The organism is Hydrotalea lipotrueae, assembly GCF_019249625.1.
Classification (GTDB): Bacteria; Bacteroidota; Bacteroidia; order Chitinophagales; family Chitinophagaceae; genus Hydrotalea; species Hydrotalea flava.
In genome coordinates this window covers 40,126-53,413 of the sequence record NZ_JAESDL010000003.1, presented here as the reverse complement: position 1 = coordinate 53,413, position 13,288 = coordinate 40,126, and the positions used below count along the sequence as shown (strand labels likewise).

Sequence of the window (13,288 nt, the reverse complement as noted above, 5' to 3'; positions counted from 1 at the left end):
TATTTTTGATAACAATTGATATATTTCTTGTTTAAATAAAAACTTTATTCATTCAATTACTATTGTAAATCATTTTTATGAAAACTGTCGTTATAACAGGTGGCACAGGAATGGTAGGAAAACATTTAACTGCTATGTTGCTAAACAATGGTTATCAGGTAATTGTGCTGAGTAGAAATCCGCCTGGAAATAGTCATCACAAGGCACTTTCCTATGCAAAGTGGGATGTAGAAAATCAGTTGATTGATGTTGAAGCGCTGGCTTCAGCAGATGCCATTGTGCATTTGGCCGGTGCGGGTGTTGCAGATAAACGCTGGTCGGCTAAAAGAAAATTAGCAATACAGGAAAGCAGAATCAAAAGCAGTGCACTGCTTGTTGATTCATTGCAAACTATGAATAATTTTAAAGTAAAAACAATTGTAAGTGCATCTGCCATTGGATGGTATGGTCCGGATAACGATGAAAGCAAAATAAACGGCTTTATTGAAAGTACACCTCCAGCAAAGGATTTTTTAGGAGAAACTTGTAGGCTTTGGGAAGAAAGCATTACACCTGTTTCAAACTTAGGAATACGATTGGTTAAATATAGAATTGGTATTGTTTTAAGTAATGCCGGCGGGGCACTTCAGGCATTTAGACAACCATTACGGGGGGGGATTGCTACCATATTAGGATCCGGGAACCAAATGATAAGCTGGATTCATATTGACGATTTATGCCGGCTTTTTATGAATGCCCTCGAAAATAATCAGCTCAATGGCGTTTATAATGCTGTAGCCAATCAACCAGTTACTAACAGAAAATTGACACTGACATTAGCCAAAATTCAACGTGGAAAATGGTTTATACCCGTTTATGTTCCATCATTCCTTTTAAAAATAATAATGGGCGAAATGAGTATTGAAGTACTGAAAAGCACTACCGTTAACAATACCAAAATAAGAACAGCAGGGTTTACATTTTTATATCCGGAAATTGAGCATGCCTTACAACAATTGAAAGCTTCGGAATAATAACATTTATAAATCTGCCTTCCTAAAAGTTTTATAACAAAGCCACCAGATAAAGCCTGTAAAAATTAGTGTATACAAGATATGCAAATTAATATCTGATAAACTTTGTAAATAGGCCTGATTGGATGCTTCATCAATTTTTCCTAAAAAGTTTGGTCTGGGTACCAATCTGTTTGATAATTCAAACGGTAAATAGGCATTAATGGGTATGCTTTTGAAACTGAAATAGGCTTTCATTATATTTTCAATAACGAGCATATAAAAAAAGAAAATGCCCAACGCAATAAATGCTTTTCTAATAATAAATCCTGTAAAAAATGCAATACTGAGTTGTGCAAATGTCATTAAGAAAAAAAGTGGAATAAAATACAGCTCCTCACTCCATCTGTGTTGACCCACCGCATCAGAATAATAAAATCCTAAAAATGCAGCTACCAAAGTATACATTACCGTAACAAGTACAGCTACAATCAATACATCTAAAAGTTTAGCAGTAATAAATTCATCCCGGATCCATCCGTCAATAATATTTTGCCGGTGCGTTTTATATTGATACTCGTTGGTGATGAGCATAATAATTAAAATAGCAGGTACCAGCAAAAACCAGGAAGAAAAGTAAGCAACAGAATGCCAGGCATCGGGAAAAGCAAAAGGATTACCTAATAAAAATCTTGCAGCATTACCGGCCATATCTTTTCTGGAGGTAATATTTTCGTATACGTTGTGGAATAGTAGATTGATAGCCGGATAAGTAAAAGTTACAATGCCCAGCATCCACCAGAATGCAGGATATTTTTTTATTTTCAGCCATTCTATTTGTAATAGTTGTTTCATGATGCAGTATAAATATTTTTAAAATATAATTTTAATTTCCTGTTAATTCAAAGAATTTTTCTTCCAAGCTTTTTTTCTTTACTTCCAAATGCGATAAAATAACACCTTTGTTGTAACAATGGGCATTAATATCCTCCGGTAGAATAGCGTTTGCGGAACAGTGCATTTGACAAAAATCTTTTTCTTCTGTTAAATGCGTATATCCTGGGATGGATAATAAAACCTGCTTTAATTGGTTGAGATCTCTTGAACGAAGAATGATAACATCTTCATTACTCAAAATTTCTTTTACCGGCCCGTTTACCAATAAATTGCCCTGTTTTAAAATGCAGAAATGGGTACAAACCTTTTCTACCTCATCTAACAAATGGCTGGCCATAATAATTGTTTTTCCCTGTTGGCCCAATTCTTTTATCAATGTTCTTATTTCTGCTATTCCAACCGGGTCTAAACCATTCGTGGGCTCATCTAAAACCAATACCTCCGGATTGCCTAATAATGCTGCTGCAATGGCCAACCGTTGTTTCATACCCAAACTGTATGTGCTGAATTTATCGTTCTTTCTGCTTTGTAACCGAACAGTTTCTAATACAGCATCAATATCTGTTTTATTACCCCGGCTACTGATGGCTTGTGTAATTTTTAAATTATCATATGCAGATAAATAATTATAAAAGTTGGGCGTTTCCAATAAAGTGCCAATTCTTTTTCTGTAATGCTTGTTGGTGCTATTGTTGAACCAACTATAATGTCCACTGTCTGCTTTTAACACATCCAATAAAATACTGAGGGTAGTTGTTTTGCCACTTCCATTGGGTCCCAATATACCAAAAATAGCTTCTTTCGGAACCTCAAAAGTCAGACTGTTCAATGCTTTAACAGGCCCGTAGCTTTTAGAAATATTATCGGTGGTGAGAATTTTTTCCATGCTGTAATTTGAAGTAATATACTATTTATTTTCATTTAAAAAATTATACTTTGCCTGTAGCATTCTGTTTTTGCCCTGCAAATCTTTTCTTAAAAAAGTTGTATAGCCCAATACCTGTAATTCCTTTTCAGTTTCAAGTGCCAGATTTTCATTCACTTCCAAAAAAAGCAAACCATTCGGGTTTAAATGGCTTTTTGAAAATTGGGCTATTGTTTTATAAAATAGCAATGGATCATTATCCGGCACAAACAAGGCTTCATGTGGTTCAAATTCAACCACTTGTTTTGCCATTGATTTTTTTTCTAACCATCCAATATAGGGTGGATTACTGATAATAAAATCATACCTATCCAATAATGACCAGTTGTAGGTATTTAAAATATCAATTGTTTTAAAATTAATATTAGTTTGATGTGTTACTGCATTCTGCTTAGCAACTGATAAAGCTTTTTCACTAATGTCAACACCGATTACATTGAAATCGGGGCGTTGATGTTTTATAGTAATGGGTATACAACCACTTCCACAGCCAATGTCTAAAACTGAAACAGGAAGTTCTATATTCTTTGCTTCTTGCAGCAACCATGCAACCAGTTCTTCTGTTTCTGGCCTTGGAATTAATACAGATTCATTTACAAAAAATGGCAAACCAAAAAACCAGGCTTTTTTCAGTACATATTGAACCGGTTTATATTGTGCCAGCTCATCTGAATATTGTTGCAATATAGCCTTTTGTACCTGATTCAGTGTTATTTCCGGATGCACGATCCGGTTAATTTTATTGAAACCGGTTATTGCTTCAATGACCATATCGGCAATGTTTGCAGCTTCTCTGTCATTGTACAATTCAAACAAAGCCAATAGTAGTTGTTGATATGCAGTTTTTATAGTCATACTGCAAAATAGCACCAATTCAGCTACTTTTGTAAAATTGGCAGGTGTAATATGGAAAGAGATCAGTTTTATATGCAACGTTGTATTCAATTGGCAAAAATGGCTGTTGGGTACACCCAACCTAACCCAATGGTGGGTGCTGTTTTGGTATATGATGACAGAATAATTGGAGAGGGGTATCATCAACAATTTGGTGGCCCGCATGCAGAAGTGAATTGCATGAATAGCGTTTCTGATGCGAACCGGCAACTCATTTCAAAATCTACTTTATATGTTTCATTGGAGCCCTGTGCACATTTTGGTAAAACACCACCATGTAGTTTGCTGATTTTACAGCATAAAATACCGCGGGTAGTTATTGGTACTCTTGATCCTTTTGAGGCAGTAAACGGTAAGGGTATTGATCAATTAAAAGCAGCAGGGGTTGAAGTAGTTACCGGTCTTCTGGAAAAGGAGTGTAAAGAATTAAATAAACGATTTTTTACGTTTCATACAAAAAAAAGACCCTATATTATTTTAAAATGGGCACAAACCGCCGATGCGTTTATTGCGAATCATTCAACAGAACGTTTGTTCATAACAAACGCTTATACCAACCGACTGGTACACAAATGGCGGAGTGAGGAGGCAGCCATTTTTATTGGAAAAAATACAGCTTTACAGGATAATCCACTTTTAAACAATCGGTATTGGCCTAATGGTGCGCAACCTCTGCGAATGGTGATTGATGCCGATTGTGAGCTTCCTGAGCGCTTACATATTTTATCAGATGGAAATCCTACCCTTGTTTGGAATCGAAAAATAAACCGTACAACAGGAAGTGTTGAATACATACAATGGAAGCATTCAATATCAGCAATCCCTGCTATTGTGCAATCTTGTTATGAAAAAAACATTCAAAGCATTTTGGTCGAAGGGGGTACAACTTTGTTGCAGTGTTTTATTGATGCCGGTTTATGGGATGATGCAAGGGTAATTACCAATACAACAATGTGGATGAACCGTGGCTTACCCGCACCCAAATTACATGGAGCGCAATTACAATGTTCAGAAAATTTACAAAACGATTTTATTCAATATTTTATTCCTGCTGAATATGAATGAAACACCTGATTTTTTCTTCACCATTCAACAACCAGCATTTGCAGAATATAAAGACAGAGGCAGTAAATTTCTGGCTTATGCTTATCCCTTAACTTCAAAAGATCAGGTAAAACAATATTTGTCTGATTTAAAAAAAGAACATCCCAAAGCAGTGCATCATTGTTTTGCTTACCGGTTGGGAATGGATAAAACAGATTTTAGAGTGAGTGATGATGGCGAACCTTCCGGAACTGCCGGAAGACCAATTCTTGGGCAAATAGACAGCAGGCAGTTAACCAATGTATTAATTATTGTGGTTCGATATTTTGGCGGCACTTTATTAGGCGTTCCAGGATTGATCAATGCATACAAATCTGCAGCAGCGCTTGCTTTGCAAATGGTTCCGGTGGTTCAATGCCCTGTAGCCTTGTTGTATGATTTGCATTTCAATTATACCGCAATGAATGATATAATGATGATAATTAAACAATACAATTGTTCTATTACTTATCAGGATACGCAGTTGTTTTGTTATATGAAAATTGGAATACCCAAGTCAAGATTGAATGAAGTTTTATTTAAACTAAATGATTTACGATCAGTTGAAATAAAAGCGTTATAGTTACAATTTATTGGTAATGCGGTACACAGCAAATCCAATCATTTCCTTGAATAGTTCCTGCCAGTTATAGAAGTTACAAAAATTTGGAATGATAAAATCATACCAATTATTTTTTCGGTTGGGTAAAACGTTGTAATGAACGGGGTAGGGTATTACAGGAATACCTGCTTTCTGAAAAACAGCAAATGCACGGCGCATATGTTCTGCAGATGTTATTAATAAAAAGGGTGGTTTAAGATGATCGGCTTCTATCAGTTTTTTGGTATACAATGCATTTTCGTAAGTATTGCGTGATTGGTTTTCTACCAAAATATCATTTTCCGGAACAGCAGCTTTCAAAAACTGTTGTTGCAAAAATTTGGCTTCTTTATCAACGGTATCCAACAACAATCCTGCACCTCCACTTACAATAATTTTTTGAATGGCGCCAACGCTATACAACTGCAAAGCGGCAGTGTACCTTTCGGCTGCACCATTAAAAAAGCCTTCATGGTTTTTATTAAAACTAATTAATCCACCCAATACTATGGCTGCCTCGCCATGCTGATTAAATGGAGCAGGATTGGTTTGCCATCGGCTTTCTGCACTGTTGTACAAATAAGTATTACTGAATAAAATGAAAAGGCCAATACCCAATATTTTAAAGACTTTTTTTACTTTTTTTGACTTTGAAAAATAATATGCTATCCCAAAAATAACACACCAGGTAAGGGGCGAAAGTAAAAAGAACAATAGTTTGGAAAGCACAAAAAACATGATGCAGATAGTTGAAACTTAAAAAAGAAAAATTGCCGTTGTGGTAAATTTAAGTGATTGATCTCAGGTTAGATGCACTGTAATATTTAATGCCTGAATCGGTTACTTACAATCAATTCCTTATTGCCGGCAGTATAAGTATAAAATCCTTCTCCGGATTTTACGCCTAATTTTCCTGCAGTAACCATGTTGATCAATAACGGACAGGGTGCATACTTTGGATTACCCAGCCCTTTATGCAGCACCTCTAAAATACTGAGGCAAACATCTAACCCAATAAAATCGGCCAGTTGAAGTGCCCCCATTGGATGGGCCATACCCAATTTCATGATGGTATCAATGGCTTCAACACCAGCAACGCCTTCATATAAACTGTAAATGGCTTCATTTATCATCGGCATTAAAATTCTGTTGGCAATAAAGCCTGGATAATCATTCACAACACATGGTATTTTTCCTAATTGTGTACTCAACGCAATAATGGTATTACTAACATCAGGAAGCGTATCATACCCATTAATAATTTCAACTAATTTCATTACCGGTACCGGATTCATAAAATGCATTCCAATTACCTGCTGTGGCCTTTTGGTTACCGAAGCAATTTTTGTAATGGAAATGGATGATGTATTTGAAGCCAGAATGGCATTGGCAGGTGCAAAGGCATCTAATTGTTTAAACAATTGTAATTTAATGTCTATATTTTCGGTAGCTGCTTCAACAACAAGGGCTGCCTGTTGTACCCCTTTTTCTATCGTATTATGTGTAACAATATTTTGGAGCGTTTCAATTTTTTTTTCTTCTGTAAGAATACCTTTTCCAACTTGCCGGTCTAAGTTTTTTGCAATGGTAGCCATTGCTTTGTCTAATTGAGGTTGGTGTACATCAATTAAAGCAACTTTAAATCCATTTTGTGCAAATACATGTGCAATGCCATTGCCCATAGTGCCAGCACCAATTATTGAAACATATTCCATAAATAAATTATTTAACTAAACTAAATTGTTACAATAGTTAACTAATATCCACTGGAGGAAGATGACTTTTTGCTTTTAAAATCACCTCTTTTCCAGGCTTTAATAAAATCGGCCCATGCCAGAGGGTTAAAAATATTTTGTGGAGGTAACTGACCTTGGTAGTAGTATCGGTTAGCCTGTTGCCTTAATTGATAATTTACTGCTTCACGGCCATCGGCAGGTAAAGCAGCTAACAGAGCCCTGCGTTTCGATTCGTCGGTATTTTGCCGTGCAATTTCATATTGATCATCGGGAATTTGTGTATTCACAAAATCTCTTTCAAATTGTTCGCGGGTAGGCCTGGGTTTTAAAATAGCAGCAGGCAAATAGTTGGTATCACTAACTAATAATACAATTAAACTATATTGGTTATCAGATAAATGTGTGGGAATTTCGTAAGTTTTATCTTTATAACCTACTGATGAGAATGTAATTTTATCGCCCTTTAAAACAGCAATGGAGAAGATACCATCATAATTGGTAATAGTACCCCTGCCTTTGCCATCCACAATAACACTGGTAGATGGAATGGCCTTTAAACTATCAGAAGTCATTACCACACCATATAACTGAATCACAGAATCTCTTGGTGCTTTACTGATTTGTGCCTGAAGTTTTGGCACAAACAGAAATAAAACAATGGCAGGCAAAAAATATTGTAGAATTTGTTTCATTTGTTGATTTATAAAATCATGTTTTGCTACTTTCTGTAAACTGAATTGCAATTTAGGGTAAAATCTCTGTCTATTCAATTCATGTGCATACCAATCGTATGGCACAAAAATAGGGTGTTGTACACAATGAGAACAAAGGTTTTCTATAAATGTTGATTACTGCTAATTTCGTAACAAAGTAAGGGGGATGGGGATTAACTTTGCGAAAATTTACATTTTTTAACAAAAACTTGCGTGATGACAGAAGCTGATATTTTAAAAGCACTCAGTAATGTACAGGACCCCGATCTGGGTAAAGATCTTGTTACATTGAAAATGGTAAAAGATATTGTTATCGATGATAATGAAGTTAGCTTCACTATTGTTTTAACCACTCCGGCTTGTCCGTTGAAAGAAACAATTGGAAAAGCCAGTGAAAATGCCATTCATACACTGGTCAATAAAAATGCAAAAGTGAATATCAATTTTACTGCCCAAACTACCACCAACAGAAAAGATGCTCTTCAACTATTGACCGGAGTAAAAAATATTATTGCAGTGGTAAGCGGAAAAGGCGGAGTTGGAAAAAGTACCGTTGCTGCAAATCTGGCATTGGCATTGGCTGAGGGTGGTGCGCATGTAGGTTTAATGGATGCCGATATTTATGGGCCCAGTGTACCTATTATGTTTGGTGTAAGAGGTCAACGCCCCATGATGCGCGAAATAAATGGGAAAGGGGTCATTGTTCCTTTGGAAAAATATCAAATTAAATTAATGAGCATTGGGTTGCTGGTAGATGAAAAAAATGCGGTGGTATGGCGCGGCCCAATGGCCAGCAGTGCCATAAAACAGTTTGTAACAGAAGTTGACTGGGGTGAATTGGATTATCTGGTTATAGATATGCCCCCCGGTACCGGCGATATTCATTTAACGCTGATGCAAACAGTACCTGTAACGGGAGTGATAATTGTAACAACACCGCAACCCGTGGCATTGGCAGATGCCAAGAAAGGAATTGCCATGTTTGGACAGGCACAAATTAATGTTCCAATTATCGGGTTGGTTGAAAATATGGCGTATTTTACGCCTGCCGAATTGCCTGAAAATAAATATTATCTCTTTGGAAAAGAAGGAGGCAGAAAATTAGCTGAAGAGTATGAGTTGCCGTTTTTGGGGCAAATTCCCATTGTGCAAAGCATACGTGAGGGGGGAGACACCGGTGTTCCTGCAATGGTGGGGGGTGATGTTATTTCGCAGGAAGCATTTAGAACTATTACCAATATTGCGGTAAGGAATATTGCCATGCGGAATGCGAATATGATCAATACCCAACCGGTAGCCGTTCCATCTTAAAAAAAGGATAGCCTGGAAAACGGATAGGCTCTGTTTCAATTTATTACGAACCGGGCATTGGAAATGGACATCGGTTGAATCCCCAAATTGCGAACATGTATCATTTGCCACATTTCAAAGCCAATTATCCCAACGATGTATTTGCATTTATGCAGGCACATCCTTTCATTACTTTATGTGGATGTTCGCCTGAGGGCTGGCCTGTGGCAACACATATTCCTGTACTGATTGAAAAAAGAAGTGAAACTATTTTTCTTACAGGTCATGTTATGCGCAATCAATTACATACACTGGCTTATGAAGCAAATAACAAGGTATTGGCAATTTTTCAGGGGCCGGAAAGTTATGTTAGCGCAGCTTGGTACAGCCCGCCCGCAGTGGCCAGTACCTGGAATTATATGGCGGTACATGCATCAGGAATCATCAGGTTTTTAGATGATGCAGGATTGTATCAATTATTAGTACGGCAAACCCGTTATTTTGAAGGTACAGCAAACAGTACTGCAGATGTTGAAAAGATGCCCGCTGATTATGTAAAAGAAAACATGAAAGCTATTGTAGCTTTTGAAATAGAAGTTACACAATGCAACCATGTGTTTAAACTCAGTCAGAATAAAGATGAAGAAAGTTTTCAGTCTGTTGTGGGGCATTTAAAAACCGGTAATGCAACACAACAGGCTTTGGCCAATGAAATGTTGAAAATAAAAATTCAATCAGCCAAATGAAAAAATATAGTATTTTATTTTTATTGATGATATCTTGTACCACTGCTAAAATACAACAAGCCACCCAACCCGGTTTTTTTGATAAAGAAGGCCATAGGGGTTGCAGGGGGTTGATGCCTGAAAATACAATTCCTGCATTTTTAAAAGCAATTGAGTTAGGGGTAACTACACTTGAAATGGATGCAGTGACTACGAAAGATAGTCAGGTACTAATTAGTCACGATCCTTATATTAATCAAGAATTTTCTTTACATCATGATGGAACACCGGTAACAGCTGCAGAAGAAAAAACTTTGAATATTTATCAGATGACGTATGCTGAAACACAGCAATATGATGTGGGTACGAAATTTTATCCGCGATTTCCCAATCAGCAAAAAATTGCGGTACATAAGCCCAAACTTAGTGTAGTGATTGATACAGTAGAAGCCTATACCCATTTACACCATTTACCACTGGTTCAATACAACATTGAAACAAAAAGTACCGATTCTACCGACGGTATTTTCCATCCTGATCCTGCCACTTTTGTTCGTTTAATTATGAATATAGTTGAAGCGAAAGGTATTGCTTCAAGAGTTATTATTCAATCATTTGATATCAGAACATTGCAATACCTGCATCAGCATTATCCTGCAATTAAAACTGCTTTATTGGTAGAACCCCCAATGCAATTGAATTTTGCGGCACAGTTAAAGCAACTCGGATTTATCCCTGCCATTTATTCGCCCGATTATAGTATGGTTACGCCTTTACTGGTAAAACAATGCCGGGATTTGGGTATTGCATTAATACCCTGGACGGTGGATGATTTTTCAACCATGCAGCGTTTAAAAAAGATGGGTGTAAACGGCTTAATCAGCGATTATCCTGATTTGTATAAAAAATTAAAGTGAGTTACCGCTAACAAGAATAGACGGAACTAATATTTCTTTGAATGTTTTATCACCATGCAAACATTCCATCATTCTTTTGAAAGCATATTTTCCTAATTTTTTCCCACTGGTTTCAATGTATGTGATATTGGGTTGAAATAAAGTAGGAATAAATCCATTACTGATGCTGATAACAGCAGTTTGTTCAGGAATTTTTATTTTTTTTTCATATAATGCCTGCATGGCACCCATTAAAATTTGATCGCCCATACAAAAAATAGCATCGGGTATGTTTTTGGAATTTAAAAAGTGTAAGGTTTCTTTTTTAGCAGCTTTTGTTTGATCAGGAAACCGGCAATTTACAATTGCAGCAGGAGCAAATGTTTGAAAAGTATGTGTGAATGCTTCCAATCTTTTTTCTGTGATAGATAGGTTCGGATAACCAAATAAAGCCAGAACATTTTTTTTCTGATGCTCAATAAGTGCATGTGCAGCTATGGTTGCACTTTCTGTATCTGCCAAACAAATTTTATTACAGTTTTCATGATGCGGAACCCTATCAATATACACCACCGGTATGTCCTGTTCTTCTAATTTTTCAAATGCTGATATGTCGTTATTTTCTTTAGTAACCGATACAAATAATCCCGAAACCCTGTTTTTTTTTAACAATTTTAAATTGTTTTGTTCCACTTCACTGCTTTCGCCCGATTGCATAATTAATAAAGAATAGCCGGCCTTTCTTGCTTCTTCTTCAACAGATGCAATAAAGGTATCATAAAAAAAATTTGTAATAGTAGGTATCATAATACCCAGTACGTTGCTAACGTTGGTTCGCAATTGAATGGCATATGCATTAGGTTCATATTCTAAAGATGCTGCCAATTCTCTTACTTTTTGTTTGGTTTTTTCGGCAATATCCGGATGATTTTTTAACGCTCTGGAAACGGTAGAAATACTCATGTTTAATATTTGAGCCAATTGCTTTAAAGTGCTGGTTTGTTGCATTGCGTATATTTTTCAAAAAAATTAATCATCATTTTTCAAGGCCAGAAAAATACCGTTGGTCCACCCAAAACCATCTTGGGTAGGATATTCACCACCACCCGCATGTATGCCGGATGTTTCAACATTGTACTTCTCCATTAATTTTCCTGTATTTCTGTACACTGTTTCATTGAGTAAAAGCCAGTTCTCTTTTAACTGATGGGCTAAATGATTTTCCTGATAATTTTTGAGACCTTTATAAGTTATCCATTGCAGAGGTGCCCATCCATTCGGTGCATCCCATTGCTGGCCTGAATGCAATGTAGTAGTAACGGCACCGCCTTGTTGTAAAAATTTTTCAGCCGTAATGGCTACAACTTTAGCTGCATCTTCTTTCGATGTAATTGAAAAAAATAATGGATACAATGCTGCCAGTGAATAAACTGTTTTTTGTTGCTTTTTAATAAACTGGTAATCAAAATAAAAACCCTTCTCTTCATTCCAGCAAAACTGCCGAATGGCTTCCTTGCGTTTTGTACTTTTTTGGATAAATAAGTTTGCTTTGTTAGTATGGCCAGTACCATTATAAATATTAGCAAGCGTTTCTTCGATAAATAAAAGCAAACAATTCAAATCAACCGGAATAATATGGGTGGTTTCAATTGTGGCCATGTTTTGCGCATCAGTAAACCACCGGCTCGAAAAATCCCAGCCCGATTCTGCTGCAGCTCTTATATGGCGGTATATTTCATTAGCAGTAGCCCCTGCTACCTGTTGAGCCAGGTGTGTATCTTCCTTATAGGCTTCAGGCCTTGGTGTATCATCATCATCCCAGTATCTGTTTAAAACAGCACCATTTTCTAATAAAACAACCCTTCTGTAAGTTGATTGGATTTCAGATAACTGGTCAGCTCCATCCATCCAGTAAGCATATTCTTTTTCAATTGCAGGTAAATAATCCAATAAAATATGCGTCCCTTTTTTTGCAGCCAGTAATTCCACCATTAAACAAAAAAATGGCGGTTGTGAGCGGCTAAGATAATAGGTTCTGTTACCATTGGGAATATGACCGAACGTATTAATTAAATAGGAAAAATTTTTAATCATATTTTCAATGATATCCCATCTTCTATCCACACTTAACCCAAGCATTGTAAAATAGCTATCCCAATAGTAAATTTCTCTGAAACGTCCGCCGGGTATAATATAAGGGTAGGGTAGTGGAATCAATGTGCCACCCTTTTCTCCGGGTTGCTGGGTTAATACTTCCCATAAATCCTGAATATTGGTAGTAATATCTTTATTGTCTGAATGATAATGAAGTGTACTGTCATTTGGCAGTTTAAAATGCGTTTTAATAAACGATAACAAATTAAAATTGGTTGAATTTTTTTGTGACTGATAGGAATGAATAATTTGTTCAACGGAATCAACAGGAATGGCATCTACAAAAAATTTAGAATCAGAAAATAAATTACTTTGTTGGATGGTAACATATAATTCTCCAAAATCTTCAATATTTAATAAGTTATCAAATGTTTGCATATAG

The 13,288-nt window shown here is 36.4% G+C and carries 14 protein-coding genes; 6 read left to right on the top strand and 8 right to left on the bottom strand.

The window, feature by feature from the left end; translation table 11 throughout:
* Nucleotides 1-77: 77 nt before the first annotated feature.
* Nucleotides 78-1,013 carry a TIGR01777 family oxidoreductase gene (locus JK139_RS03355; protein ID WP_074420711.1) on the top strand — a complete coding sequence of 312 codons (936 nt, stop codon included), beginning with the start codon at nt 78-80 and terminating at the stop codon, nt 1,011-1,013.
* A gap of 6 nt (nt 1,014-1,019) precedes the next feature.
* Here JK139_RS03355 and JK139_RS03350 read toward each other — a convergent pair whose 3' ends face one another.
* The 3 genes from JK139_RS03350 to prmC are packed head-to-tail and all read right to left on the bottom strand — an operon-like array spanning nt 1,020 to nt 3,669.
* A complete protein-coding gene (locus tag JK139_RS03350; protein ID WP_074419697.1) occupies nt 1,020-1,847 on the bottom strand; it encodes an ABC transporter permease in 828 nt (275 codons plus the stop codon).
* Nucleotides 1,848-1,878: 31 nt separating this feature from the next.
* Nucleotides 1,879-2,775: an ABC transporter ATP-binding protein gene (locus JK139_RS03345; RefSeq protein ID WP_074420712.1), complete on the bottom strand. Its 897-nt coding sequence runs from the start codon at nt 2,773-2,775 to the stop codon at nt 1,879-1,881.
* 21 nt (nt 2,776-2,796) lie between these two features.
* Nucleotides 2,797-3,669 (bottom strand): peptide chain release factor N(5)-glutamine methyltransferase, encoded by an 873-nt coding sequence (prmC, locus tag JK139_RS03340; RefSeq protein WP_218330593.1) that lies wholly within the window; start codon nt 3,667-3,669, stop codon nt 2,797-2,799.
* Between the two features lie 51 nt (nt 3,670-3,720).
* Here prmC and ribD point away from each other — a divergent pair, with 51 nt between their 5' ends.
* Together ribD and JK139_RS03330 are read left to right on the top strand one after the other, a co-directional pair.
* Nucleotides 3,721-4,773 (top strand): bifunctional diaminohydroxyphosphoribosylaminopyrimidine deaminase/5-amino-6-(5-phosphoribosylamino)uracil reductase RibD, encoded by a 1,053-nt coding sequence (gene ribD / locus JK139_RS03335; protein WP_074418375.1) that lies wholly within the window; start codon nt 3,721-3,723, stop codon nt 4,771-4,773.
* Nucleotides 4,766-5,374, top strand: coding sequence for an IMPACT family protein (locus JK139_RS03330; RefSeq protein WP_218330592.1), 609 nt, complete (start codon nt 4,766-4,768; stop codon nt 5,372-5,374). The genes ribD and JK139_RS03330 overlap by 8 nt, the downstream gene beginning before the upstream one ends.
* On the opposite strand, the gene JK139_RS03325 is transcribed toward JK139_RS03330, so the two are convergent.
* The 3 genes from JK139_RS03325 to JK139_RS03315 all read right to left on the bottom strand — a co-directional run bounded on the left by JK139_RS03325 (nt 5,375) and on the right by JK139_RS03315 (nt 7,820).
* Nucleotides 5,375-6,130, bottom strand: a complete 756-nt coding sequence (locus JK139_RS03325) for a YdcF family protein (protein WP_218330591.1) — start codon at nt 6,128-6,130, stop codon at nt 5,375-5,377.
* A gap of 86 nt (nt 6,131-6,216) precedes the next feature.
* A complete protein-coding gene (locus JK139_RS03320) occupies nt 6,217-7,107 on the bottom strand; it encodes a 3-hydroxyacyl-CoA dehydrogenase family protein (RefSeq protein WP_074418372.1) in 891 nt (296 codons plus the stop codon).
* 41 nt (nt 7,108-7,148) lie between these two features.
* On the bottom strand, nt 7,149-7,820 hold the full coding sequence (locus JK139_RS03315) for a carboxypeptidase-like regulatory domain-containing protein (RefSeq protein WP_074420300.1): 672 nt from the start codon (nt 7,818-7,820) through the stop codon (nt 7,149-7,151).
* A 237-nt stretch (nt 7,821-8,057) separates the two neighbouring features.
* Between JK139_RS03315 and JK139_RS03310 the strand changes: the two genes are divergently transcribed.
* The 3 genes from JK139_RS03310 (at nt 8,058) to JK139_RS03300 (ending at nt 10,773) form a co-directional block, all read left to right on the top strand.
* The gene (locus JK139_RS03310) at nt 8,058-9,152 is read left to right on the top strand and encodes an Mrp/NBP35 family ATP-binding protein (protein ID WP_074420297.1); all 1,095 of its coding nucleotides are present in this window, start codon (nt 8,058-8,060) and stop codon (nt 9,150-9,152) included.
* A gap of 95 nt (nt 9,153-9,247) precedes the next feature.
* Nucleotides 9,248-9,877, top strand: coding sequence for an FMN-binding negative transcriptional regulator (locus tag JK139_RS03305; protein WP_074418370.1), 630 nt, complete (start codon nt 9,248-9,250; stop codon nt 9,875-9,877).
* The gene (locus JK139_RS03300; RefSeq protein ID WP_074418369.1) at nt 9,874-10,773 is read left to right on the top strand and encodes a glycerophosphodiester phosphodiesterase family protein; all 900 of its coding nucleotides are present in this window, start codon (nt 9,874-9,876) and stop codon (nt 10,771-10,773) included. The genes JK139_RS03305 and JK139_RS03300 overlap by 4 nt, the downstream gene beginning before the upstream one ends.
* Here JK139_RS03300 and JK139_RS03295 read toward each other — a convergent pair.
* Together JK139_RS03295 and treA are read right to left on the bottom strand one after the other, a co-directional pair.
* Nucleotides 10,765-11,760 carry a LacI family DNA-binding transcriptional regulator gene (locus tag JK139_RS03295; RefSeq protein ID WP_074418368.1) on the bottom strand — a complete coding sequence of 332 codons (996 nt, stop codon included), beginning with the start codon at nt 11,758-11,760 and terminating at the stop codon, nt 10,765-10,767. The two genes, JK139_RS03300 and JK139_RS03295, sit on opposite strands and share 9 nt — an antisense overlap.
* 21 nt (nt 11,761-11,781) lie before the next feature.
* The gene (gene treA, locus JK139_RS03290) at nt 11,782-13,284 is read right to left on the bottom strand and encodes an alpha,alpha-trehalase TreA (protein ID WP_074418367.1); all 1,503 of its coding nucleotides are present in this window, start codon (nt 13,282-13,284) and stop codon (nt 11,782-11,784) included.
* Nucleotides 13,285-13,288: the final 4 nt, after the last annotated feature.